We start from the raw sequence: 24906 nt of genomic DNA on the forward strand, positions 1-24906 counted from the left end.
CTAGCACTAAAAATACTGTTGGGCGAACAGAAATTAACGCTCAGGGAGAGAAGAACCTCTGCTCAAAGTAAGGAAACTTAGTTTGGGTAAGTTCACTCATTGAACTGAGAATCCCTCGCTTTTAGCGATGGGAGCGTCAACTCTGATAGTTTTAGGCAAGGTAGCGGAATTTTGTTAAATCAAGACGGGACACCAATACCCCAAAGTAATGCAGCGGATCAAGATTCGGGGGTATTTTTTCCTCCTCTAAATCCTGTCTCAACGCCCTGTGCTGAAGCCAACAATCCCAATGGAGCCGTGGTTTTGGAGTTAGGCGATATTTCTAACACACCTCCAACTAATGTGGGATTAATGCGCTTTCAGGTCGAAATTAATTGAAAATGGGGAACCAATGTAACCTCAAAGGCGTAACAGTTAACTCAGTGGGCATAAAGCAAGAGGAGGCGATTGAAATCGCTGCTACACAAATAAAGTCCGCCTGCGCGGACTATACATAGTATGGACGAGGTATCCCGCCGCGAAAAATGGATGAAATGCAAACTGAAACGATTTCAGTTATTATTCCTGTTTTAAATGAAGCGAGTACGATTGGTTCGGTTTTAGAGAGGCTTATGGGTACTAATAATGTGGACGTTATTGTGGTGGATGGGGGGAGTCGCGATGAAACAGTCACCGTGGCGCGATCGCGAAATGTCCAGGTTATTTCTACCCCACCCGGTCGCGCCTGTCAAATGAATGCCGGTGCAGCGAGGGCGACGGGTGATATTCTCCTATTTCTCCACGCGGATACCCGTTTACCTGCCAATTTTGACTGTTTAGTTCGCCAAGCGCTGCAAGAACCCCAAACTATTGCGGGGGCGTTTGAATTACGCATTGATTCTCAACAGTTGGGTTTGCGCCTCATTGAACGACTGGTGAATTGGCGATCGCGTTTTTTTTCTATGCCTTATGGCGACCAAGCTATATTCTTAAAAGCGACCAGCTTTCATCATATAGGAGGTTTTCCTAATTTGCCAATTATGGAAGATTTTGAATTGATCCGCCGATTGAAACATCAGGGACGAATTGCCATTGTTCCAGCATTCGTTCTTACATCAGGACGACGGTGGGAACGGTTAGGAATCATCAAAACAACTTTAATTAACCAGCTTATTATTCTAGGATATTTTTTCGGAGTTTCTCCTGACAAACTGGCGCGATGGTATCGGGGAAAAGATTAAGGTCTTTGTGCTAATAAGTACCTGGACATAAATTCTGTCCGCTGTACTCAGAAATGATAACAAGCGTCAAATGTTTACTGCTCCCTAAGCTACACCCTGACCGACCATTGTCAACGGTTCAGGAACAGCCTGTGTCTCGATTTCTATTGCTATTTTATAATGAGTAAATATAGGAATTACAATTCCAGGTTCTTGCCAACCTGTCAAAGTTCCTGTATATACCTCTCCCTCTGGTGATAACAGCACTTCTCCGGCACTATTCAGTGGATTAAGACCATCACTGATCCCTAAATAGAACGTCTCGTTTTCAGCAAAATTGAACCCAACTTCTCCGATTCCTGCTGCTAGTCCTTTGCCCATTGCATCAAATAAAAATAAGGACAAAGATGATACAGATGATACAGATGATACAGATAATAAGGGATTTTGAACAACACGAAATTTTAAAAATGCTTGACGTTCAGATTCAAGTTGGTAGAGATCGATATCTGCCGGACTAAACAAACTGCCCTCAATTGTGTCAATCGTTGGCACTGAGATTGGACCTTGAGCGGATGAAATCAGTTGTCCTGTATCAACATCTTCAATAAAGGTTGATTCTGAGGCGGTGTTGTCTAATCCTCTGGGGAGAGTCTTCCCGCCCATCAACGTCGTTAATAATGATTTAAAATTTATCATCGGCTTTCTCGTATAAAAAACTTTGAGACGAATCAAGTCAACTCAATTCGTCTGTTTGCCTAACCTTAAAATTATTTTCTTATCCTTTCAATTGATTTTATTGATTCTTAATTAAATTTAATTTAACTTGGTATTTAATTCAATAATGTTTACATTCGGAGAAGTCTGAGCATCTATAATCTTACATTCTGCCCTGGAGCCCTGGAGCCTTGTCTCCACCGATAGTGTAAGTATTCCACCGGACATGATATGACGATTAAATCGGGCGAACGCCGTGCGCCCCTACAATTCTAAGGCTAACATTAAATCATCTTGCTCTGTTGATTCTTCGGGATAAATTTTTTCAGCAAAAGCTTGTTGATATTGATTTAAAATCTGCTCTAGCAAACCATCTAGATATTCTTGATTCATATTTCGCTTTTTTGTAATACAACAATGGCATCATGCTTAATTGTTCCCGCCCAATTCACATTTCTGGGTAAGTTTAACCGACGATTTTTTAGCAATAAATTAAATTGAAATAGTTTGACAAAGCCAATTTCTTCAGCTATTTCCGTTAAAAGTTTAGCTACTGGAATCTCAACGCCACAAATTTTACTAATATCGCCAATGGCAAAGCAATAATAGCCACCTAAATTAAGATGATTGAAGCAGCTTAAAAGATGCGACTTCATGTCCATAAAGTATTTATAAACAACTCTTGATCGAAGCTTATTTTGTCCTTTACTCGCTTGATATTTCGTACCGTAGTAAATGTCATTAATTAAATCATCTAGATAGTAATTTCCGGTTTTCCCCAATTGGCAATGCTCTTTTATGGGAATTCTTTCAGTTCCAATTTCTTGAGTATATAAATCAAGTCTTTCGCGATCATTACTCACTAAGCCCAACCAATGTAACTCAAACTTAGACGCCCAAACGTAATCAATTGCATTAATATAAGGCGGCGAAGTAATAACTGCATCACAATGCCAATCACCTGTAATATTAATAGCTGTTTTTGAATTCAATTCAATGGCATTTTTAAACGAGTTATTCAAGACAAACTGCCATTCCCCAATTGCCTCTAACGCTTTATCAAGATAGTCTTTAAAATACCGATAAACATCTTCGCGAGAACGCTGGGGAATTTCTTTAACATTCGCTCGTTTGGCGGCGAGAATCATGCCATCATTCATATCAGATGTTTTGCGGACTGTTGAAGCAAAAATCAGCCAAAATAAAGGTCGTATCGCTTCCGGAACTTGAAAAATTTGCGCTCGGAGACTTTCTAATCCAGCTTGGACAGGTTTTTGAAACCAAAAATCTTTATTGGCAAAATTAACAGTTTCTAATGGATATTTTATCCCATAAGCATTTTGCAGGATTTGCTCGGCATAGTCTAGAATTTCTGTTATATCATAGATATGGGTTTTAACGCGACAGATTAGGCGACTTAGAGGATGATAATCAAGCCAATAAACTGATGCACCTTGTAATAAAGTTTCAATAATTGTTGTTCCTGAACCCGCAAAAGGTTCTAAAATTTTACATTGTTCTGTACCATACTTACTTAAAAACCAATGCGGGATTTCCGGAATTGATTTGGCAGGCTGAAAACCAACAGAATGGATTTTGAGAGGTTGTTTTCGTTGTAGCGAAATCAGGGCATCTTGAGGTATATCGATAGGAATTTCGCCTTCAAGGTGTAAGTAGGAGGGTTGGGGTATAGTATTGTCGGTTTCAAATAGTGAAAGTTGTTTCATACTAAATCCAGGTTAACTACCCTTATCAATGGATAATTAATAATTGATAATTGATAATTGATTAATTGGTCTAAGACATCTTCGTTTACGAAGAAATTAAAAAATATTTTCCTTAAATTCAATCGTCTTCTTTTAAGGAGAGGTCATTATCCATTGTTCATTATCCATTGTCAATTTGTGAATTTGATAAGCTGTTCGTCATTTAAACCTTATTATTAATAATTACGAAATCTTTGTAGTGCGACCAATTTTCTCGCTACCCATACTTTAAATGCGTGACAGCTTATCACTTTTGTAGGTCGGGTTTCCGAACTTAAGCGGAATTTTATCAAAGAGTAATCCAACGCAGGCGGGTTAACCTGTTGGGTTTCGCTTACGCTCTACCCAACCTACTGGAACTACTGGAACTTTTACTTTATCCTAGAGGAACTACATACACCCAATCTTGATAACTTGAATCGCGATTTTCCGTAATTGCCGTAATTTTGTCTCTCAGTTTATCTGTGATGGGTCGGGTTTTAGGCAACTCATAATTCTCAATCCGTTTAATTGGAGTAATTTTAGCCGCCGTACCACTTAAAAATGCTTCATCGGCAATAAATAACTCCGATTTATCCACAGGGCGTTCGATTGTAGGGATACCTAAATCCTTTGCCAGTGTCAGGATACTATCTCTGGTGATTCCTTCTAAAATATCTTGGTCATATCCCGGCGTAATCAGTTGTCCATTTCGCACCATAAAGATATTCATCCCCGATGCTTCACAAATTTTTCCCTGAGCATTCATTAATAATGCTTCATCAAACCCAGATTCTACCGCTTCTGTTTTTGCCAGAGATGATGTGATATAAGCACCGCTAATTTTACCTCTCAGGGGTAAACTGTGATCGGCTTGACGATACCAGGAACTAATCCGACAGCTTACCCCTTCTGGGGATAAATAATCACCAAGTTCTAATCCATAGACAAAGAAGTCTTTTTCGATCTTATGCAGTCTGGGGGCAATTCCCAAATCGGATGTATAAATAAATGGTCGAATGTAAAACGAGGTTTTAACTTGATTTTTCTTGACGAATTCTACAATTATAGTTTTGATTTTATCTGCGGGTAAGTCGTAATGTAAATATTTTGCACTGTCACTTAATCGTTTACAATGGCGGTCTAAGCGAAACAGGAGAATTTGTTCGGGGTTTTGCGGATCAGGAATCCCGCGCAATCCGCCAAACGCGCCTGTGCCATAATGCAGCGCATGGGTAGCAATGGAAATCTTGGCATCATCGAAGGGAAGAAATTGATTTTTAAAGTAAGCGATTGGCAGAAATTTATGCATTTTTAAACTAGACAGTTAGGGCTATTGGAAGGTGTGATTATCGATTGTACTACAGCTCAGTGATTTTGCCAGGGATTAGAACATCGATTTAGGAACCCCGGTAGAGACGTAGCATGCTACGTCTCTACACCCTTCCCTGTCTCCCCATACCTAATCAATCCCCCTTGGTGTTTAACCACCCCGCTAAATTCTGTTTTTGAGTCGCTGAGGGATTTTCAATCTGTACAACCTGGTAACGGGTGGGTTGGGATTTGCCTAAGGTAACGGGTAAGGCACAAAGTTCGTCTTGGTGGAACAGGGTTAACTGAATCGTGTCACCGGGATGATAATCTTTTAGGCGATCGCATAATTGATCGGCACTGACTCGCCAACCGTCTATTGCTAGTAACTGATCCCCAGCATCTACCCCAGCTATTCCCGCAGGAGAGGTGGCGTTGACAAATTTGACCACCTCTTGCCCATTTTCGGTCTTGACAATTAACCCCAAATAGGGTATTGAGTCCTCGTCTTCCACCACCATGATTTTTAAGCCAAAGGGTTCGAGATATTCATCAAAGGGCAATTCTTCTGTCCCTTCAATGTAGCGATGGAAGAAATCACCCAAATCGGTATCAGCGACAGACTCCAACACTTCTCGCAGTTGTTGGGGAGTAAAGCCAACTTCCTTGACGCCAAACTCTTGCCACATCCGCCGCATCACATCATCAAGGGAGCGCTGATTGCCATGACGCGATCGCACCAACAAATCCAGTAAGAAGGATACCATTTCTCCTTTGAGATAATAGGAAATCTGACTATTATCACTATTGGCATCCCGGCGATATAACTTAATCCAAGCATCAAAACTGGACTCACTCAGCGGTTGCACCAAACGCCCTGGGATCAGTTGCATCCGGGTAATTTCTTTACTCAACCCCTCTAAAAAAGTCTTGCTATCGTAAATCTTTGCCCGTAAGGGGAGGACTAAATCATAATAACTGGTTGTCCCTTCACAAAACCACAGGGATGTGGTATAGCTTTCTTGTTCATAGTTAAACCGTTCCAATACTTTGGGGCGAATCCGCTTAACATTCCACAGGTGAAAGAACTCATGGGCGACTAATTGCATGAAACGATTGTATTTATCTTTCGCCCGGAAACTGAAACGGGGGTAATTTAAGGAACAAGAGGTTTTATGTTCTAAACCACCAAAGCCTGTAGACGATAAATGCAGTAAAAATAAATATCGTTCGTAGGGTAATCCCCCATATAACTCGGCTTCTGTCTCGATAATTTTTGTCGTATCCGCAATAATCCGTTGGGGATCAGCATTTCCCTGTCCCCAAATTGCCAGTTGATGGGGTTTACCTAGAACCTCAAAGTCGTAAACCTGCTGTGTGCCTATTTCAAAGGGACTATCGACTAAGGTGTCAAAATCACTTGCCTCAAAGGTATTCTCAGCACCATCGACGGCGGGTAAGGGTGTTGTCGTCTGCCAATCCGATTTAGGGGGTACAATTGTCACCTGAATCGGCTGTTGCTCAAAACCAGGGACAAACAGGAATAATGCAGCCCCATTAAAATAGCCGTGGGTTGCATCTAGGTGATTGGTGCGTACTGATAATTCATTGGCAAAGACGCGGTAGCGGACAACGATGTTTGAAGCGTCTGTAGTTTGAACCTGCCAGTGATTTTTACTCTGTTTATCCCAGGGTAAGGGTTGGTTCTCTTGGACAGATTCAACCCGGAAATCCTGTAGGTGTTTGGCATATTCCCGTACTAGATAAGACCCTGGAGTCCAAACGGGCATTTTTAAATTTAGCACTGATTCAGACCAACCGTTCACCTGTAGTGTCACCTCAAACAGATGAGATTGAGGTTGAGGCATCGCAACGTGATAATGGAAGGTGGGTTTAGTCATTCGTCCTTTGTCATTCGTCATTTGTCATTCGTCATTCGTCAGGGAATGGGGAACCGGGAATGGGGAAAAAGTTTTGACCCTTCACTTGGGAAAGAGGGAACCTGGCGGTAGAGGTGCGTAGGGGTGGGTTTCACTTATCCTTTTTTACCTCATCCAGATGTGGCTAAACCCGCCCCCATCTTCCCCATCTCCCCCATAGTTATCCTAAAGCCGTCCAGCTAGATGGGTTAGTTGTTTGAGATTAATCAGACAAAGTTTTTGGTCTTGGGATTCAACGTTAATCCAGCCTTTACTGTCTAGCTTTTTCATGATTTTGGCTGTATCTTCAACACTGATATCTGTAACATCAGCCAAGTCTTTATAGGGAATGTTATAGATTTCGGTTCCTTTTTCCCCCACTTGACCATAATTCTCTGCTAAGTTGACTAAAGTATTGGCTAACTTAATCGCCGGCGGTTGATGGCGTCGTTGAAAGCGGACATTAGTCTGACGTAGCCGTCTGACCATCAGTTGTAGCATCCTGTGGTGTAGCTGTGGATCTTTGAACAGAGTTTGAATGAAGCGCTGGGCAGAGACGCTGAGTAATTTGACCGATGAAAGGGCGACAACATCTGTAGAACGGGGAGATTCATCTAAGATTGCCATCTCGCCAAAAAAATCTCCCCGACCTAAAATGGCTAAAGTAACGGCGTTGTCCCCATATAGGCGTCGAACTTTGACCCAACCGGACATGATAAAGTAAACAGCATTACCCCAGGCATCTTCCATTAAGACGGCTCGCCCTGTGGGATACTCATGTTCGACTCCAACTGACAAAAGCCATTCTAATGTCTCAGGGTTTGCCGTATTAAATAGGGGGAAAAGCTCACTAAAAGCTTTGGTGTGCATGAAAGGTTTATTAAAGTTGGATCATCTAAGATTCCATTACACCACACCAGAACAACAGTCCCCAACTTCCTTGAGTTAGTCGTCTGTGAGCAGGGGTGTAGGAGTGCAAAGGGGCAGAGGGTGCCGGGGGGTCTGAAACTGTAATCTGATTTCTCCTCATATCTCCTCAAATATGGTCAAAATGCATAGCTATAGCCATCCTTACGGTGAATTGGTGTGCAGTAATCTAATCGGACTGATCTCCTTTTGTTGTCAATAACGAATTCGCCACGACCATCTGACATTGGGCAAACCCTGGCAGTGAAAGTCCCTTTGTACTTACCTTTTGGCACCACGGCACGTACAATGTCACCTGTACAGAATCCCCAAATGGGACGCAAAGGACGATGTTTAACTGGATAGCCAAATTTATCGGTTTGACAGCGTTGTCGCCCACCCGTCCCAGTTGCTTTGACTGTCAGGATCTGATGGGTCAGCACATTAAGTGCTTCTGTAATACCCACACAGGCAGCGTCTAGCCAGTGGCTCTTCGGTAATCCTAATCGAACTCGGTTGTATTTAGTTTGTCCACCTGTACCACTACTGATGGGTAAACCCATTTTTTTGAGGCGCTCAAACAGCGTCCATCGGGTAGAATTAACGGCGGCTGCGTCCCTTAGAGGTCGTTGAGATTGAGTCAATATCGCTTTTAATAAGTCTGGCTTTTTTGCCAAAAATTGTGCAATGGGCTTTGTCCCTTTTTTCGTATTGCATTTCTCACAAGCCAGACACAGATTAGAAATTCGGTTGCTACCTCCCTTGGATTTAGGGTGAATATGTTCAATCTGCAAGGGCAGGTTCTCTTTCTCACAATAAGCACATTTTCTGTCCCATTTTTCCAGGAGATACTCCCGAACTTCATAGCCGAAAAGAGTTCCCTGTTGGTATTCAACTCCTGAAATTTCGGCATTGTCCATTTTCTGAGTGTCAAACCGGACTAGCTCCTGTCTGATTTCACCAATCCGTGCAAATTTACACAAGCGTTTTACCCAAGTTTCGGTGGTTAAAACTCGATGCATCAAGCTTGGCGCTAACCATCCTTGGGGACGTTTTCGGTTAAGGAATCGTGGCTTGCGGTAACGAGTATTTCGGTGGCGGCGTCCCTTCCTGACGCGGAGGCGAGAGTCAAGAGCTAGCTTAATTTGAAGCGAACGATGCTCTAATTCCATTCCCCAAATGACCTCATCCCGGTCAGTTACAAGGGAAATGCCTGTAATTTTTGAACCGGGATCAATCTTGAGAGTAAGCGGATGAACCACCGGATTTTCAACAACTCGTTTAAGAATCAATGTAAACGGATAACGCCGAAATACTGCCGCTTTACCAACATCTAATAACTTCCTAGCTTGTGCCGGATGAATTGGATGCATCGGTGTTTTTTTTTCATCAATGAGAAAAACGTAATTTGACATCTTCTGTCAACCTTATTACTAAGTCAAGTTTGCCTCGACAATGTTAAACGGGCTTTTTCCTCTCTTCAGCACTACAGCTATAAACCTGTTCACTGATTGCTTAACTGAACTCGACAGAGCATGATACTGGCGTTCATATCAAGGTGTCGTGACCCGTCTAACGTAGACTACGGTGAGTCTCAGTCTGCACGTTCCGACTATGTACAGATATGCTTAGGTGTGCATAGTTCTGTATAGGTTTTTCGGAACGGTTAACCGTAAGTTAATTGACCAACAGTGTTTTTATTATCGCAGAGAAACGACGCGATCGCTCTTTTCTAAGTTCTCATAAATCCGCAATACTTCCTGTCTTGCCCAGCGATCAGCCGCTAGAATATCTTCTAGTCCAGGATCAGGGCAGTTGTCGTGGGCGTGGCGATCGCAGGTTTGCTCAATACACCGGGCAATGTCTAAATATTGGATTTTCTCGTCTAAAAACAGTGCCACGGCTTGCTCATTGGCGGCGTTTAATACAGCCGGCATTGAACCCCCAGCCCGCCCTGCGGCGTAGGCTAATTGCATACAGGGATATTTATCATGGTCTGGTTCTTTAAATGTCAATGTCCCCGCCTTGACTAAATCCAAGGGTTCCCAGTCTGTATAGATGCGATGGGGCCAGGATAAGGCATAGAGTAGGGGTAAGCGCATATCGGGCCACCCTAACTGGGCTAAGACGGAGGTATCTTGTAATTCGATTAAGGAGTGAATAATGCTCTGGGGATGGATGACAATATCGATATCGTCATAATCCATACCGAAGAGGAAGTGTGCCTCAATTACCTCTAGCCCCTTATTCATTAAGGTAGCGGAATCGACAGTAATTTTACGCCCCATCGACCAGTTGGGATGCTTAATCGCATCGGCGACGGTTACCTCCCCTAACCTGTCCACCGACCAATCCCGGAAAGCGCCCCCAGATGCGGTGAGGATAATCCGCCGTAATCCTGCCTCTGGGACACCCTGAAGGCATTGGAAGATGGCAGAATGTTCCGAGTCGGCGGGAAGTAGTTTAACGCCATGTTTTTCAATCAGGGGATTGACAACGGGTCCCCCTGCGATTAGGGTTTCCTTGTTGGCTAAGGCAATATCTTTTCCCGCTTCAATGGCGGCAATGGTGGGTAGCAATCCCGCACAGCCGACAATCCCAGTGACTACCGCTTCAGCATCACCATAACGGGCAACTTCTACCACACCCGCTTCTCCCGCCACCAGAATCGGTTGGGGATCAAGATCTGCGATCGCGGCTTTCAAATCAGGTAATTTTTCCGCATCACAAATTGCTACGATTTCCGGTCGAAACTGCCGAATCTGGGCAGCTAACAGTTCCACATTGCTGCGTGCTGCCAATCCCACCAACCGAAATTGGTCTGGATGGTGAGTCAGAATGTCTAGGGTTTGGGTGCCAATCGATCCAGTGGAGCCGAGGAGAGTAATTGATTTCACAACAGTTTCTTAAAAATTCGCCGATCTTTATTACTATAGGATTATTTTGCACATCGTTCATCAGATTTCAGCCTGGAACTCAAGTTCCGCGTCAAAGCTCGCGTCCCGTTAAAACGGGTTCACAAGTTTACCCAGTCAGTTGTAGGTTGGGTTTCGTCCCTCAACCCAACACTCTTTTTGCTTGAATATTTTGTGCTTTCACGCTTTATGCTCCCTGCGATCGCGTATGGCGAAGACAACGCAATGACAAGCTCAAGATATTACTCCCCTGTCTCTCTAGCAAACCAGCGCCGGATTAACTCCACGGCGATGGACAAGAATATGGTCTAATCTGGGTTTGTTGACACTCCCCGGTCTAAAGACGCGGGGATTCTTGGTTCTCCGATCCGCCGTTAGACGACAGGATTGCTCCAATCGCCCAAGAGGGCAGGTCTCCCCAAGCGTAGTTTCCGGCATGCCCTGCCGTACTCAATCCTTTTTGAAGGATGTTTAGACTGGCTGCGATATCCCTGTCTTCAATGTATCCACAGTTTCCACAAACATGGGTTCGTTGAGATAGAGATTTTTTGACTCGATAGTGACACTTTGGACAATCTTGAGAGGTGTAGTGCGGAGGAACTGCCACCGTCACCTTTGCGTATTTATGTCCGAAGTATTCTAGCCATTGCCGAAACGTAGACCAGCCAGCGTCAGAAATAGACTTAGACAAGTGACGATTTCTTACCAACCCTTTGACATTCAAGTCTTCGTATGCTACCAAATCGTTAGATTGGATAACGGAATATGCAACTCGCTTGCAGTATTCTTTTCGCTGCCTACTTACTCTTAAATGCTTCCGGGCATATCGTTTTCTTTCCTTATGATAATTTTTAGATTGTGGTTTTACTCCTTTTCGGTACTTCTTAGACTTCTTGCGATTAGCTCGATTGAGTTGCCTTTCCGATTTGCGGTAAAACTTTGGAGACTCCTCAGTGTTGCCATTAGAATCAGCTAGAAAGTATTTAATCCCTAGGTCTAACCCAATGGTTTTCCCAGTAGGCTTAGTTTCAACCCGCACATCAGCCTTAACCGCAAATTGTGCATAATAGCCATCGGCACGTCTAACCAACCTTACTCGCTTGATTTGGTCAATAGAGTAGAAGTTTAGGTCATAAGTGCCTTTCAGTTTTAGTCGCCCTATTACTTTTTTGCCGGTGAAAGTTATGGCTTTCCGATTCTCCGATAGCTTCCATCCTGATGTTTTGTACTCAACCGAACGGCTGTTTTTCTTGAACTTGGGAAAACCCTTTTTACCTTTAACCTTTTTTCGACAATTTTCGTAGAAGCGACTAATAGCACTCCAAGCACGATCAGCCGACGCTTGACGCGCTTGAGAATTGAGTTCCGCCGCAAAGCCAAACTCTTTCGCCAACACACGGCAATATTTGCTGAGGTCATACTTATCGATACCTTTGTTATCCATCCAGTACCGCAAGCATTTATTTCGGACAAACTGCGCTGTCCGAATTGCCTCATCAATAGCTGCGTATTGAGCAGGTTTAGCTTTGATTTTGAACTCAAAGACTATCATGGCCATCTTCTTGATTACGCTAGTTATTATAGCGTAAATTTTAGAATTGTACTAGACTCGCAACTTTAGTTGCGAAGAGCTAAACGCCTTGCTCGGTTTCATCCCTCGGATAAATCACGAGGGAGCCTGCACCATCGCTTATCATGTAATTTGTGAAAGAAATATGTTGAGGAGAGAAACTTGGAGCGGACATTTCTGATGATTAAGCCAGATGGCGTCCAGCGTAATCTGGTGGGTGAAATTATCCAACGGTTTGAGACTAAAGGCTTTACCCTGGTGGGACTTAAGCTGATGAGTGTTAGCCGCGAATTGGCAGAACAACATTATGCGGTTCACAAAGACAAGGGGTTTTTTGCTGGACTCATCGAATTCATTACCTCTGGTCCTGTTGTGGCAATGGTTTGGGAAGGCAATGGTATTATTGCCTCTGCCCGGAAAATCATTGGTGCAACCAATCCTCTCAACGCTGAACCTGGAACGATTCGTGGCGATTTTGGCGTCACCGTTGGTCGCAACCTCATCCACGGTTCGGATGCGTTAGAAACCGCCCAACAGGAAATTAAGCTCTGGTTTAAGGATGAGGAACTGGTAAGCTGGCAACCAACCATCAACCCTTGGATATACGAATAAGGATGCTAGTGACGCTACGGGCAAGAGTTGAACTAACACAGGAATACCCAAAGCGTTAATAGAACAAACACCCCAGACGCGGCTGATAGTCTGGGGATTTTCATGATTGACTCAAGCAACTAAAGTTGGACGCTGATGAATCCCAGGATTTGTCGCTTCTAACCGGGTAGCCAACGCAATCAGCGTGGCTTCGGCTGCGGGGCGCCCCACAAGCTGAACCCCCACAGGCAAACCCTTTGAGTCAAATCCGGTGGGAATTGCGATCGCGGGTAGTCCACTTGCATTAAACGGAGGACAGGGGGCAATCCAACGAATAATATTTTGCAACGTTTCCTCTGGACTTAAATCCGCCCACTCACCCACACGAATCGTTGGCTGCATATAAACCGGAAGCACTAGCACCTGAAACGTCTCAAAAAAACCGACAATCTGTCGCGATATAATCTGCATTTGGGCAACGGCTTGCAAATACTCCCCTGCCGAACCCGATTGGGCGGCAATCCACTGGTTCATCGGACTCAACGCCGCCACAGGAATCCCTGTAGCCGTTACCCCCGCTTGCCACACCTTTTGAAAAGGTTCTACTAAACCACTAAAATCTGGACAACCCGGTTCTACCTGATGTCCCATATCTTCCAATCGCCGCACCGTTTCATGCACCGCCTGCTGACAAACCTCTGCGGCATCCCCTAGAGGGGGTATCACTGTAGAAAATGCAATTCGCAACTGCCCTAGGGGTTGACGAGTGGCTTCTAGAAACGATACCTCCGGATCAGGTAACCAATAGGGATCACCCGGAATATAGCCCGACATCACATCCAGCAACGCCGCCGCATCTGCAACCGTGCGGGCTAAAGGACCATTAGTGGCAATTCCATTTTGGCGATCGCCTACAGGGGCAAAGGATACTCGACCCCGTGAGGGTTTAATCCCCACCACGCCGCAGCATGAGGCAGGTCCGCGAACAGAACCGCCCCCATCAGAACCCTGAGCGATCGCGCATAATCCAGCAGCAACCGCCGCCGCCGCCCCCCCACTTGATCCGCCTGGAGTGTACTCTAAATTCCAGGGATTACGGGCTGGGGGAAATCCTGGGGGTTCGGTATAGGGAAGAGAACCAACTTCTGAGGTGGCGGTTTTGCCTAAAATAATGAATCCGGCTTGTTTAATCCGGGTGACGACTCCATCATCGTAAGGTGCTATTTTATCTTTGAGAATTGGTGTGCCGTAGCTACAGGGCAACCCCTGCACAGCGGTGAGGTCTTTGATAGAAATGGGTACGCCAAAAAAGGGGGGCAGTTCAGCACTATCTCTTATCTGTGTCAACTGTTCAGTTTTGGCTTTGGCATCTGCTAGCGCCATCTCAGTGGCGACACTAAAATAACTGCCCAGTTGAGGATTAAACTGTTGAATGCGTGCTAAATAAAGTTCGACTAATTCTAAAGGGGATAGTTGACCTTGGCGAATTAATTGCGCTTGTTCTAAGGCGGATGTGAATGCTAAATCAGTGTTAGTCATTTTTCAGGGAAGAGGGAACAGGGAACAGGGGATAGAGAATTCTCATTCATAATTGATAATTCATACGTACTTTGTCATTCGTCATTTGTCGGGGCGGGTGTAGTGGCGTGGCATACCTAAAATGGTGGATTAGTATTGTAGGGGCGCACGGTGTGCGCCCAATTTCACCGTCAAATCTATTCCACAATTTTAGCTGTGTCAGTCCGCCATCGTGAGGAGAGCAAAGCGTAACGCACCATTTCAAACGATAATAGTGAAAAGAGCCCCTACACAACATTCACAATTACAATAATAGGCAATTGAGCCAATGACGCAGGGGTTTGGGTTGGTTGGGTTCTTGATAGTTATTGGGTAAGAGTTTGATCAGCGCCTCTTGTAAAGTCTCCATCGCCTTCTGGACTTCTCCAGGTTTGGGGCGTTGGGATTGGGGAAAGTGCAAAGGTTCGCCAAATCGAAGAGTTAATGGCTTGCGAAAATAAAGGTCATGGGTGCCAATCAACGCGACGGGTACAATGGGTACGCCAGCCCGCAAAGCGTACATCATACCGCCTCGCGCTAAGGGTAATTGCAATTCACCTTCAACCTCACCCAGTCTCCCCTCTGGAAAGATTAAAATGCCATCCCCACGGGCAAAAATTGCCTGCACCGCCCGTTCTATCTGTCGCATTGTACCCAATCCGGAGTTACTTGGCACATCCTCTTCAATCGCGGCGGCTAAGTCGGCTAAATCTTCACGCCCTGATTGGGCGGCTTCGATGACTGCTTTTTCTTCTTTCCAGCGCCGTTCTAGGGGAATTATACCCCCAGCCCAACCCAAAATCCGGCGTTTCCACCAATTGTTATAGAGAGTACGAGCATCAGCCGGAGTATAGTAGTAGGGATGTCCTGGAACTTCGGCGAGAATCAGTAATGGATCAATATGATTGAGATGGTTCGCGGCGAGTAGTGTGGGTTGAGTGGGGATATGTTCCGGATTTTCTATTCCCACGGGGAACAGAAGATGAATGAATGATCGCAGGATGAAACGCCTTACCCTTGGGCTGACTCGCTGATCCAAATTCCCTTTTGCGATCGCCTCAAGATTATTTCTAGCATTTTCGACAGCATAACGCACTCTGCGATCGCGGGCAGCACTCAATCCTTCCTTCACCCGTTGAATCATTGCAGGTGTCAGGGGTGGCGGTTGGGTTTGTTGGGTTTGCTGATTCTCTACAGGGGGACTCATAAGCAATTCGGGAAACAGGGGAAACCAAGGTAGCCAAGAGAGACTTCATCACTCATCTTTGATAACGTCTTTCCGGGATAGGAGATGCAATAGCCCAGTTTTTCCTTTGTCACCCTCTTCACTCCGTTGCTTCAGTTACACAATCCTGAACGGCTTGGATTCGCAGCGGTTCAAGTCACAACAGTAGCATAGACAGTTAAAAAACTGGCATACTATTACATACCCGTTTTCTAGGTCATTATAGGAGGTTCAGCTCCTACACCATCCCCAGTCAGCCCATCTAATGTAGTAGCCTGGCACACCTAAAATGGTGGATTAGTATTGTAGGGGCGCACGGTGTGCGCCCAATTTCACCGTCAAATCTATTCCACAATTTTAGATGTGTCAGTCCAGTAGTGGCGTGACACATCTAATTGGATGGATTAGAACTGTAGAGTAGCACGCCCCGTGCGCCCGATGTAACCGTAAAATCGATTCCACCATTTTAGCTGTGTCAATCCAGTCGCATGGGTTAGACAACAGCTACAAAAGAAGCAAAACATTGAGCAACGGTACATTAGACCAAAAAAATTAACGTTTTTCCCATGGGATCTATGAGCAAATACAGTCGATTTCTTGTTTCTCTTTTCGCCTTAATCATCGGGTTTTGGTGTCTTAACCTTCCCCACCCTTCCAGCCTAGCTACGGCGGCGCCCCTACCCCAATTCCTTCCCACTACTCAAGTAAGCCTAGCATCAGTCGATTCATCCCTGTTGGAAACATTACTCAAACGCTCTTATGTGAGAGCCATTGAAGATGCGAAAGTCGCGGATGAGTCAGAAATCTACACAACTCTCCAAGCTATTTCCGCCAATAATCCCAATTTAAAATGGAGAGATTACCAGGGGCAAAAACAAGTATTAATGGTTACCTGGACATCCTGGAATGGCTATGATACTCAAATTGGCTTACCCATGGAATTAAGCCGAGAAATTTGGGTAACGTCGGTTCCTGAACTGCAAACCTTTGCCCGAACATTAAACCTTGACTCAGAAAGCCTCGCCTTACGCCTAGAACAATACCTCGGTTTACCACCTCACAATGGCAAAACCAAATTTGTGGAAATGTGGGTGAATGTCTCTGATCTATTTCGTCCTTGTCCCGATGCAGAAATCAACGATACTCGCTGTGAGGTGAAATTCCCTGAGACTGTTGATCTGCAACATCAAGATTGGATCAATAATTTACAGTTAGCCTCTTATGAGACTAATGGTTATCCTTGGACACGATTAGGTTATAGCTATGATTGGGGAAGTCTTGAGGGTGAAATTGGTGCCAGTGAATTTGTCGTCAGAAAAGGCGCAAACGTTACTATTGAATCTGTGAAAAACACTGTAGACTACTGCAAAGCTTAGGGATACCTGGAAGTAACCTAAATTACCAGGGGAGCTTCTCAGTTGCCAAAAGAAGCTCCCCAAGCTTTTATTTGCATTAATTCTCTGGAGAATCCTCATCTGTAGGAGGTTTAATGTCAATATCAGGCGCTGTAATCGTCTTTTCTTCTTGGGTAACTTCAACTTCAGGAACAGTAATGGTTTTTTCCTGAGTTCCTACATCAACTTCCGGACCCTCAACTTCATATTCGGGCAACTTCCCCGGATCTACGTTAACATCAACCTCCGGGGCTTCCCCTGCTTGTTCTTTTTCCACGCGACAACCTGTTGAAGCAACAAGCAGTAAAGCCAGAGGAATTAATAGAAGGGGTCGTTTTAAAAAAGACATAACTTTTTTATAGAATACATTATCCCGTTACTAGGGTATTTACATGAGGTAATAACTCTTAGAACCGAGACGTCCTAATTATATGCAATATAGTCAAATTAAGCTTATATCTTTAGGATGAAATTATATGGAGTAGCTTAGTACGTATAACTTGTTACATCAGCCTCGTAGGGGCACCATCCTTGCGCCCAACGCCATCCTTGCGCCCAACGCCAGGCTTGCGCCCAAAGGCTTAGTCCGCTGTTCTGGCGGCAATATTAATGTGTGTCAGTCCACTACTCAGCCTCACACAAATCGATGCATAAACTCATAAGTCAAATCGACTCGTCCTTTACGTAACATCGCGGGGTCGAATCGTTCTGTGGTATTACAAGTCATTAATACCACTAATTTTTGCTGCGCTTTAATCCCGGTTTCATCAATCACACTTTGATATAACGTTCCATCCAGCAAACTGAGAATATGCTCCGTTTTATTATTCCATTGCGCCACTTCACTGGCTCGATTTTTAGCTAAGTTATCCGCTTCATTAATAATTAGGGCAACTCGTTCCAAATAACTCGGCGGCACAAAATTTTCTACCGCATCATGATCCAGAATGAAAATAGTATACCCCAACGGAACCAAAATTTCCTTTGCCACTGCTTGTGTCCATACCGTTTTCCCGGTTCCCGGTTCACCATGCACCACAATCGCTAATTGATTTTGATCCAGAATTGCCTGCTGAACTGCATCCGTAAAGCGTTGAATATCGCTGGGAAAATCTCTAATCTGAAACTGACTGTGAACCTGTCCCACTCGACTTTGATAGCCACTCAGCATCACAGCTACATTATACGTGGCTTTATTCACCAAAGGTCGAATATCATCAGCCATTAAACAGTAGCAGCGCCGTCCTTGACCCTGGTTATTAATTTGTAACCAAATTTCTGGATTAGACCAGTAGCCATAGACTGTGCCAAAAACCTCTAAACGTTCCCAGTTGACAAACTTTTCTATGGGATAATAAAAGCGGCGCTCCATGTAATCTTGAGTAATTAAATCGGGATTGCCCAGAATATTCAAAACTTTAAATAAGGTGACTTCTTGCAGTCGATTCAGGACATACTCAATGGGAATACTCTCGCGGGTGACTGTTTGGGTGACGGGCGTATTGACGAATATCGTTTCTCTCTGAGAATGATTGGGGGCTGGCGGGTCAGGAGTAATGTACTCCCAAAACTCATCCCACTCATAACGCATATTTTCGGAAAATAAGCTCAAAACATTGGCAAAAATATTATAGTGATTTCGCCCTAATGTATCAGCAATATCACTGGTAAAATCCAGGGTTTTTTGCAATAACTCCGATGTATCATTTTGAAGTAAATGTAAAATGAAATCCAAATCAAACTGCCGAGATAAAGGACGCCAACCCACTCCCAATAAACCCTTAGCTTGCCGATCGTTCTGATGAGAATTTTCTTTAGACCAAACCTTTTCTGAATTCATCACTATTTTTTCCTGCTGAGTTTGAGACTCCTGGCGGATTAGAGTTGCTGTAGATATTCAGGGGGAACAAAATCTACCAACCACACCCCATTGTGGGAACAGTAGAATGTATGACCTTTCTCGGACATCGCTTTAGCATCGATAGCCAAAACCACCGGACGACCATGACGCTGTCCTACTTTTTTTGCGGTTGCGATATCATGGGATAAGTGGACGTGATGCCGGGACATTTTACATAAGCCTTGACGCTGAATCGATTCAACAGTTTGGTGACCTGTCCCGTGGTAAAGTACTTCTGGTGGAATAGTTGGTTCTAACTGTAAATCAACTGAGATACTATGCCCTTGATTGGCGCGAATCCGTGTTTGTGTCCCATCGAAGGAAAAGCGTTGTTTATCATTTTGGGCAACGACTTCTTTAAGTTCATTGAGAGTAAGAGGAAAGGAATACTGTTTACAGGCGGATAGCAGTTGATCAACTTTGACCCAACCCCCTGGTTCTAAGGTTAACCCAATCCGTTCGGGTTGATGCCGCAGATGTTTGCTGAGATATTTGCTAATTTTAACCAGGCGGGTAGAGTTCATGGTTGATTGATTCAATAGCTTTTAATTATGGTTTAGCTAACCATAAATAATCGTTGGGTAACCTTGCCTTAGGTCTGAGTCGGATCAATGGGTTTATACTCAGGGGTGAGGATCATGTAGACTTGTATTATAGAATACTACAATTACTAAAAATTGTCTACCTGTAAACTATTCTGTCGCGATTGAATCAGTTCTCGCGCCGCGAACCCTACGGGTAACTCGTTGGGCATTGTCTGGGGTTGCACGGCTTTGCCAACAGGCTCATACTTTGGAGGATTCCTTGGTGAGACAGAATTAGGGACGAGAGATGCCTGTTTCTATAGCTGAGGGAGTGTAATTAACGCCACCTGCTAAGGGATGAGTTGCTAGGGATGTAAGATTCATACTTGGGATATAGATACTCCGCGATCGCACGATAGTCACGGTATTATGGTGTAAATATGTTTTTTTTCGGGTGAGTTGATACAATGAACCAGGCGTAGGAACAGAGGAATGGTTCTATGGAAAAGACATCAACCTCTAGCTATGGTGTAGTCTTGGTAACGGCAACGTCAAAAGAAGAAGCAGACGCGATCGCTTCATCCTTGGTGGAAGCGCGAATGGCAGCTTGTGTCAGTATTACGCCTGTACGATCGATTTATACCTGGGATGGAAAGGTGAATCGTGATCAAGAGTGGCAATTGGTGATTAAAACAGATTTATCTCAATTTGACCAGTTAGCTGCCAAAATTCAGGAGTTGCATAGTTACGACGTTCCCGAAATTATTGCCCTGCCGATTATTGCTGGATCTGAGGCTTATTTACAGTGGATTTCGGAAAATGTATCTGTGAAAAAATTGTGACCCTTTGCTTCGGAAATAGTGCCTAATTTGTAGGGGCTGGTTTTACAACTATCGTTTATTTTAGACCCAGATGTGACTAAACCCGCCCCTACCACTGGGCTAGTTTAGGGACTTTCGTTTTGCCATTGATGATAACGTTGAATCAAAACCCGCCCTGACTTTTAAATGTATGTATAGGGATGAGGGATAAATAATTTCTTTATCTCCTTTGTCCTCACATGTGAGATAATAATACTATTGAGGAAGTCGCCAATTTTTTCAAGTTGTACACCGTCACATTTCGCTCTGTTTAATGTCTACTTATGACCTCTCACAGCGTATCCAATCCTTCTGGAAATTTCTGGTCAAATTATTAACCAGTAATTGGCGTTCTCTGGTTCTATTATTTCTGGGTGTCTATGTCCCCGTGCAAATCTTCGGAGAATTAGCTGAGGAGATTTGGGAAAAGGAAGGGGGTTTTCCCTGGGATGTGCCAATTTTATTAGCGATTCATAGCACAACCTCACCCCAACTCGATGGGTTTGCGATAACCCTGACGAAGTTGGGCGCCTATTGGGGGGTATTTCCCTTTTCCGTGGTGATATTACTGATCTTGGCATTCCGACGCCATTGGCGATTCCTCACCTATGCGCTGATAACCTATTTAGGCAGTATTATTATTGTTCGTACCGCTAAGTTAATTCTCCAGCGAGTGCGTCCGAGTTTGTGGGAATCCCCTGCGCCAGAGCCTGATTTTGGGTTTCCCAGTGGACATGCGATGGGAAGCATGACTTTTGCGATTGTATTAATTATTTTGACATGGAATACCCGTTGGCGCTGGCTGACTGTGATTGGGGGTGTCGTGTTTGCGATCGCGATCGGTTGGACGCGGATGTATTTAGGAGTTCACTACCCTAGTGATATTATTGCAGGTTGGATGGCATCCATTGCTTGGGCGGTTGGCGTCTGTTTAGTGATTAGACCCCATCGGAGTCAACGACGACTGGAGAAAGAGGAAGAAGCAGCTACAGAAACGTCCTAACATAGGGGCTGCTGAATAAGTGTTGTGGGGGAAGCTGGGGGAGCATGTAGAGACGCGCCATGGCGCGTCTGGGAAGCTTCAGCTTAATCTACCGTAGTAGCATGGCACACCTAAAATGGTGGATTAGTATTGTAGGGGCGCACGGTGTGCGCCCAATTTCACCGTCAAATCTATTCCACAATTTTAGCCGTGCCGCGCCAGTGGAGGGCGACCCGAGTTTATTAAGTTTATTGGTGTTGTTTATTAGTGCAAGCGGGTCGCCCCTACAATGACAAATGACCAATAAATGACCATCAACCCGTATTCCGCATACCCGCAGCAATACCGTTAATTGTCAACAAAGCACCCCGCAGTAACTCACCTTTACTATACCGAGATTGAACAAACCCCGATGCCATCTGACTGCTATGCTGGCGCAACCGTTTCAGCAAAGAGACTTGCAAGAAACCCAGGGGAACAATCGTACCATTCCGCAATTGTACCGATCGCTGTAACTCTGGATCACCATCCAGTAACTGCTTGTGTCCGGTAATTAACGAGATTAACTCACGAGTCAGGTTAAATTCATCGGTAATTTGCTGGAATAACCGATCAAACCGTTCTCGATCATCGGGATGGGACAATTTCTCCACATAATGACCCGCAATTTGCAGATCCACTTTTGCCAACGTCATCTCTACCTTAGAAATAACCATCTTAAAAAAGGGCCACTTGAAGTAAAAATAACGCAACAGCTTCAAATTTTCTTCGGGTTCCTCATCCAAAAACCCTTTCAACGCCGCACCCACACCATACCAACTCGGTAATAAGAAACGACTTTGCGTCCAACTAAACACCCAAGGAATTGCCCGCAGACTGGTAAAATCTTTCTTACCACCGCGACGGGTGGGACGGGAACTGATTTGCAACTGACTAATTTCCTGAATTGGCGTCACTTCATTAAAGAAATCTAAGAAATCCGGCTGCTCATAGACAAACCCCCGATAATGTTGGCGCGATCGCATCGCCAATTCTTCCATGATTTCGTTCCACGGTTCCAGGTTATCAAAGCCGCTTCCCAGCAAACTCGCTTGAATCACCGCCGTGGTTACGGTTTCTAGGTGATAAAGTGCCAACTCCGGCAAAGAATACTTAGACGCGAGCACCTCACCCTGTTCCGTAATCTTAATCCGTCCCTGGATACTCCGCCCCGGCTGCGCCAGAATCGCCTCATAGGTTGGTCCACCGCCACGCCCCACGGAACCGCCGCGTCCGTGGAAAATACGTACAGCAATCCCATAGTCTTCGGCAATTTGCTGTAGGGCTTTTTGGGCTTTGTGAATTTCCCAATTACTGCTTAAGAACCCAGAATCCTTGTTACTGTCTGAGTAGCCCAGCATTATCTCCTGCAACGGTTGAGGATAAGAGGGGAAAGTCGGGGAACCCTTTTCAGCTATCGTCTTTTCGTAATCCTTGAGCGCCTCATAACCACCTGCTAAACAGGCTCGATACAGGGGTAACTCAAACAGGGATTTCATCACCTTTGGCGCCCGTTGCAAGTCGTCTACCGTTTCAAATAAGGGGACAACCTGAATACTACTCTTCCCAGTTGCTGGATCATAGAGTCCAGCTTCTTGAGCCAAAAGCAACACTTCCAACAAGTCACTGGCTTCGTGGCTCATGCTAATAATGTATGTTTGGCAAATTTGTTCACCAAACTCTTGTTGCAGCCGCCGCAACATACGGAAGGTTTCAATAATCTCGCAGGCTTCTGGAGAAAAGGGGAGTTCACCAGGAATTAAGGGGCGTCGTGTGGGTAACTCGTTAGTTAGCCATTCGGTGCGTTCGGCTTCAGATAATTCGTTATAGGGCTTGGGTAGAATTTGCAGATACTCAGTAATCTCGTTGAACGTATCACTATGGCGAGAACTTTCCTGACGAATATCTAGGTGTGCCAGATTAAACCCATAAATTTCCACCTGACAGATCAGCGTATCGAGTTCCTGACAACTTAATCCCGTCTCCGCTAAGTTGCGTTGAATTAATTGCAACTCTGCCAAAAATTCCTGATCCGATTGGTAAATGCAGGGGTTAGTCGTTTCCAGAGCCATTGGCTGTAGCGGTTGGCTCTGAGAAAGGTGGAGATTACGCGCCAGAGTATTTTCCAGTCGTTGCTGAATATAAGAGAGTTTGAGACGATAGGGTTCTTGGCGGTAGCGAATCGCCAGTTCCTCATAAACCTCCGGTATTTGGGAGCGATCTTGTTCCAGAGAGTCCAATAATTCGGGTAGGACATCACTCCAGTGCAATGACAAGCTCAACAAATTGGTCAGATGTTTAACGGAGTGGATATATTTTTCCAGAACCAGATTTCGCTGATAGCAAGCCGTTTGCCAGGTCACTTCCGGTTTAACGGAGGGGTTCCCATCTCGGTCAGATCCCACCCAAGAGCCAAACTTACAGAAATTTTTCCGGGGTGGATTCAGCCAAGGAAAGGACGATTGTATACCCTGTTTTAAGCGGTAATAGAGTTGGGGAATGGCATCAAACAGGACTTCTTGAAAATAGTGGAGGGTGTAATCCACCTCATCCAAAACCGTGGGCTTAAATTGATGCAGTTCATCGGTACGCCACCACAGCCGAATCTCTTCTCTGAGTTGTTCGGTGTAGTCTTCTACTTCCCAGGATGAGTTCAACCCTAAAGCCCGTGATGCTTCCTCCGCTTGGTCAAGCTGTTGCAGGATTGTCGAAATACGCCGCTGTTTTTGCCGAATCGTGTGTCGGACAATTTCTGTCGGGTGCGCGGTAAAGACTAGGCGAATATCCAGATTGTCAATGAGCCGCTGAATATGTTGGGGGGGTACGTTGAGATCGCGCAGATAGGGAAATAGCCAATGGAAGGTGTTGTAAGTGTGTGCGGCTTTTTTATCATCCTGCCAACTTTTTTCCAATAAATTCGCCATCGGTTCACTCCCGGATGGTTTGGCATCACCACCGTTACTGGATTCCTTGGGTGAACTGCCATTGGCTTTCATCGAGGTGCGATCGCTTCTTGCTAATGTATTGTAAGTCGCTCGTCGTGAAAGTTGTTGATCGCGTTGTTCGTAGTGTTGTTCGACACCGTTAATCAGTTGGAAATAAAGCGCAAAAGCACGAGATGCCCGAATCGCGGCGTTGAGGTCAAGCCGTTCGATCACTTCCGGAATCGATGAAAGCGAAAACCCTGTGGCTTGTCCTTCTGGCGAACTTAATTGGCGCAAAGACGCCAGCAAATCGACCAGTTCCTGACCGCATTCAGAAAGGAGAACCGACTCCCACAACTGTTCCACAACTTTGATGCGATGACGCAACAGGAGCTTGGATGTAGATGGGATGGCAAATTCCTGATCGGATGAGTGGAGGAGGGAACTCATAGGGTCTGTTTGCAGTAAGACAAGGATGATCCATTTTAGGGGGTTAATGCAACCCTGTATAGTTTTATTCTTGACAAATTTCTGGGAAGGGAATCTCGAAGGGAAAAGGGAGCAGGGGGAGCAATGTAGAGACGCGCCATGGCGCGTCTGGGAGCAGGGGAAGCAGAGGGAGTTCTTG

The 24906-nt window shown here is 44.9% G+C and carries 22 protein-coding genes; 7 read left to right on the forward strand and 15 right to left on the reverse strand.

The window, feature by feature from the left end; all coding sequences use genetic code 11:
* The first annotated feature begins 171 nt into the window (after window positions 1-171).
* Entirely contained in the window at window positions 172-378 is a 207-nt protein-coding gene (locus RLO19_RS13475; protein ID WP_446357121.1) for a hypothetical protein, read from the forward strand.
* Between the two features lie 155 nt (window positions 379-533).
* The gene (locus tag RLO19_RS13480; protein WP_446357123.1) at window positions 534-1220 is read left to right on the forward strand and encodes a TIGR04283 family arsenosugar biosynthesis glycosyltransferase; all 687 of its coding nucleotides are present in this window, start codon (window positions 534-536) and stop codon (window positions 1218-1220) included.
* 84 nt (window positions 1221-1304) lie between these two features.
* Here RLO19_RS13480 and RLO19_RS13485 read toward each other — a convergent pair whose 3' ends face one another.
* From RLO19_RS13485 to RLO19_RS13525, 9 genes are all read right to left on the reverse strand, one after another.
* Window positions 1305-1898: a hypothetical protein gene (locus tag RLO19_RS13485; protein ID WP_446357125.1), complete on the reverse strand. Its 594-nt coding sequence runs from the start codon at window positions 1896-1898 to the stop codon at window positions 1305-1307.
* A gap of 282 nt (window positions 1899-2180) precedes the next feature.
* Window positions 2181-2309 carry a hypothetical protein gene (locus RLO19_RS13490; protein ID WP_446357126.1) on the reverse strand — a complete coding sequence of 43 codons (129 nt, stop codon included), beginning with the start codon at window positions 2307-2309 and terminating at the stop codon, window positions 2181-2183.
* A complete protein-coding gene (locus RLO19_RS13495; RefSeq protein ID WP_446357128.1) occupies window positions 2306-3643 on the reverse strand; it encodes a DNA methylase in 1338 nt (445 codons plus the stop codon). Before RLO19_RS13495 ends, RLO19_RS13490 begins: the two co-directional genes overlap by 4 nt.
* Window positions 3644-4058: 415 nt before the next feature.
* On the reverse strand, window positions 4059-4973 hold the full coding sequence (locus tag RLO19_RS13500; protein WP_446357130.1) for a branched-chain amino acid transaminase: 915 nt from the start codon (window positions 4971-4973) through the stop codon (window positions 4059-4061).
* Between the two features lie 154 nt (window positions 4974-5127).
* Window positions 5128-6894 (reverse strand): M61 family metallopeptidase, encoded by a 1767-nt coding sequence (locus tag RLO19_RS13505; protein WP_446357132.1) that lies wholly within the window; start codon window positions 6892-6894, stop codon window positions 5128-5130.
* A gap of 183 nt (window positions 6895-7077) precedes the next feature.
* Window positions 7078-7761, reverse strand: coding sequence for a Crp/Fnr family transcriptional regulator (locus tag RLO19_RS13510; protein WP_446334247.1), 684 nt, complete (start codon window positions 7759-7761; stop codon window positions 7078-7080).
* Between the two features lie 176 nt (window positions 7762-7937).
* Complete coding sequence (gene iscB / locus RLO19_RS13515; protein ID WP_446357133.1) at window positions 7938-9212, reverse strand: RNA-guided endonuclease IscB; 1275 nt, start codon at window positions 9210-9212, stop codon at window positions 7938-7940.
* 285 nt (window positions 9213-9497) lie between these two features.
* A complete protein-coding gene (dxr, locus tag RLO19_RS13520; RefSeq protein ID WP_446357135.1) occupies window positions 9498-10694 on the reverse strand; it encodes a 1-deoxy-D-xylulose-5-phosphate reductoisomerase in 1197 nt (398 codons plus the stop codon).
* 355 nt (window positions 10695-11049) lie between these two features.
* Complete coding sequence (locus RLO19_RS13525; RefSeq protein ID WP_446334249.1) at window positions 11050-12264, reverse strand: RNA-guided endonuclease InsQ/TnpB family protein; 1215 nt, start codon at window positions 12262-12264, stop codon at window positions 11050-11052.
* Window positions 12265-12444: 180 nt separating this feature from the next.
* On the opposite strand from RLO19_RS13525, the gene ndk reads away from it, so the two are divergent.
* The gene (ndk, locus tag RLO19_RS13530; protein WP_446334250.1) at window positions 12445-12894 is read left to right on the forward strand and encodes a nucleoside-diphosphate kinase; all 450 of its coding nucleotides are present in this window, start codon (window positions 12445-12447) and stop codon (window positions 12892-12894) included.
* 111 nt (window positions 12895-13005) lie between these two features.
* Here ndk and RLO19_RS13535 read toward each other — a convergent pair whose 3' ends face one another.
* Complete coding sequence (locus tag RLO19_RS13535) at window positions 13006-14412, reverse strand: amidase (RefSeq protein ID WP_446357137.1); 1407 nt, start codon at window positions 14410-14412, stop codon at window positions 13006-13008.
* 283 nt (window positions 14413-14695) lie between these two features.
* Window positions 14696-15637, reverse strand: coding sequence for a lysophospholipid acyltransferase family protein (locus RLO19_RS13540; protein ID WP_446357138.1), 942 nt, complete (start codon window positions 15635-15637; stop codon window positions 14696-14698).
* Window positions 15638-16230: 593 nt separating this feature from the next.
* Between RLO19_RS13540 and RLO19_RS13545 the strand changes: the two genes are divergently transcribed.
* Window positions 16231-17031, forward strand: coding sequence for a hypothetical protein (locus RLO19_RS13545; protein ID WP_446357139.1), 801 nt, complete (start codon window positions 16231-16233; stop codon window positions 17029-17031).
* Between the two features lie 76 nt (window positions 17032-17107).
* Here the strand turns inward: RLO19_RS13545 and RLO19_RS13550 are convergent, their stop codons facing one another.
* The 3 genes from RLO19_RS13550 to RLO19_RS13560 all read right to left on the reverse strand — a co-directional run bounded on the left by RLO19_RS13550 (window position 17108) and on the right by RLO19_RS13560 (window position 19473).
* On the reverse strand, window positions 17108-17398 hold the full coding sequence (locus tag RLO19_RS13550; RefSeq protein ID WP_446357140.1) for a hypothetical protein: 291 nt from the start codon (window positions 17396-17398) through the stop codon (window positions 17108-17110).
* 285 nt (window positions 17399-17683) lie between these two features.
* The gene (locus RLO19_RS13555) at window positions 17684-18889 is read right to left on the reverse strand and encodes an AAA family ATPase (protein WP_446357142.1); all 1206 of its coding nucleotides are present in this window, start codon (window positions 18887-18889) and stop codon (window positions 17684-17686) included.
* A 38-nt stretch (window positions 18890-18927) separates the two neighbouring features.
* Window positions 18928-19473, reverse strand: a complete 546-nt coding sequence (locus RLO19_RS13560; protein ID WP_446357144.1) for an RNA 2'-phosphotransferase — start codon at window positions 19471-19473, stop codon at window positions 18928-18930.
* A 500-nt stretch (window positions 19474-19973) separates the two neighbouring features.
* Here RLO19_RS13560 and cutA point away from each other — a divergent pair, with 500 nt between their 5' ends.
* The 3 genes from cutA to RLO19_RS13575 all read left to right on the forward strand — a co-directional run bounded on the left by cutA (window position 19974) and on the right by RLO19_RS13575 (window position 21608).
* Window positions 19974-20315 (forward strand): divalent-cation tolerance protein CutA, encoded by a 342-nt coding sequence (gene cutA, locus RLO19_RS13565; protein ID WP_446357146.1) that lies wholly within the window; start codon window positions 19974-19976, stop codon window positions 20313-20315.
* 292 nt (window positions 20316-20607) lie between these two features.
* The gene (locus RLO19_RS13570; protein ID WP_446357148.1) at window positions 20608-21336 is read left to right on the forward strand and encodes a phosphatase PAP2 family protein; all 729 of its coding nucleotides are present in this window, start codon (window positions 20608-20610) and stop codon (window positions 21334-21336) included.
* Between the two features lie 59 nt (window positions 21337-21395).
* Window positions 21396-21608 carry a hypothetical protein gene (locus RLO19_RS13575; protein WP_446357150.1) on the forward strand — a complete coding sequence of 71 codons (213 nt, stop codon included), beginning with the start codon at window positions 21396-21398 and terminating at the stop codon, window positions 21606-21608.
* 21 nt (window positions 21609-21629) lie between these two features.
* Here the strand turns inward: RLO19_RS13575 and ppc are convergent, their stop codons facing one another.
* A complete protein-coding gene (ppc, locus tag RLO19_RS13580) occupies window positions 21630-24728 on the reverse strand; it encodes a phosphoenolpyruvate carboxylase (protein ID WP_446357151.1) in 3099 nt (1032 codons plus the stop codon).
* Window positions 24729-24906: the final 178 nt, after the last annotated feature.

This window comes from Coleofasciculus sp. G2-EDA-02, from assembly GCF_040226375.1.
Classification (GTDB): domain Bacteria; phylum Cyanobacteriota; class Cyanobacteriia; order Cyanobacteriales; family Coleofasciculaceae; genus Coleofasciculus.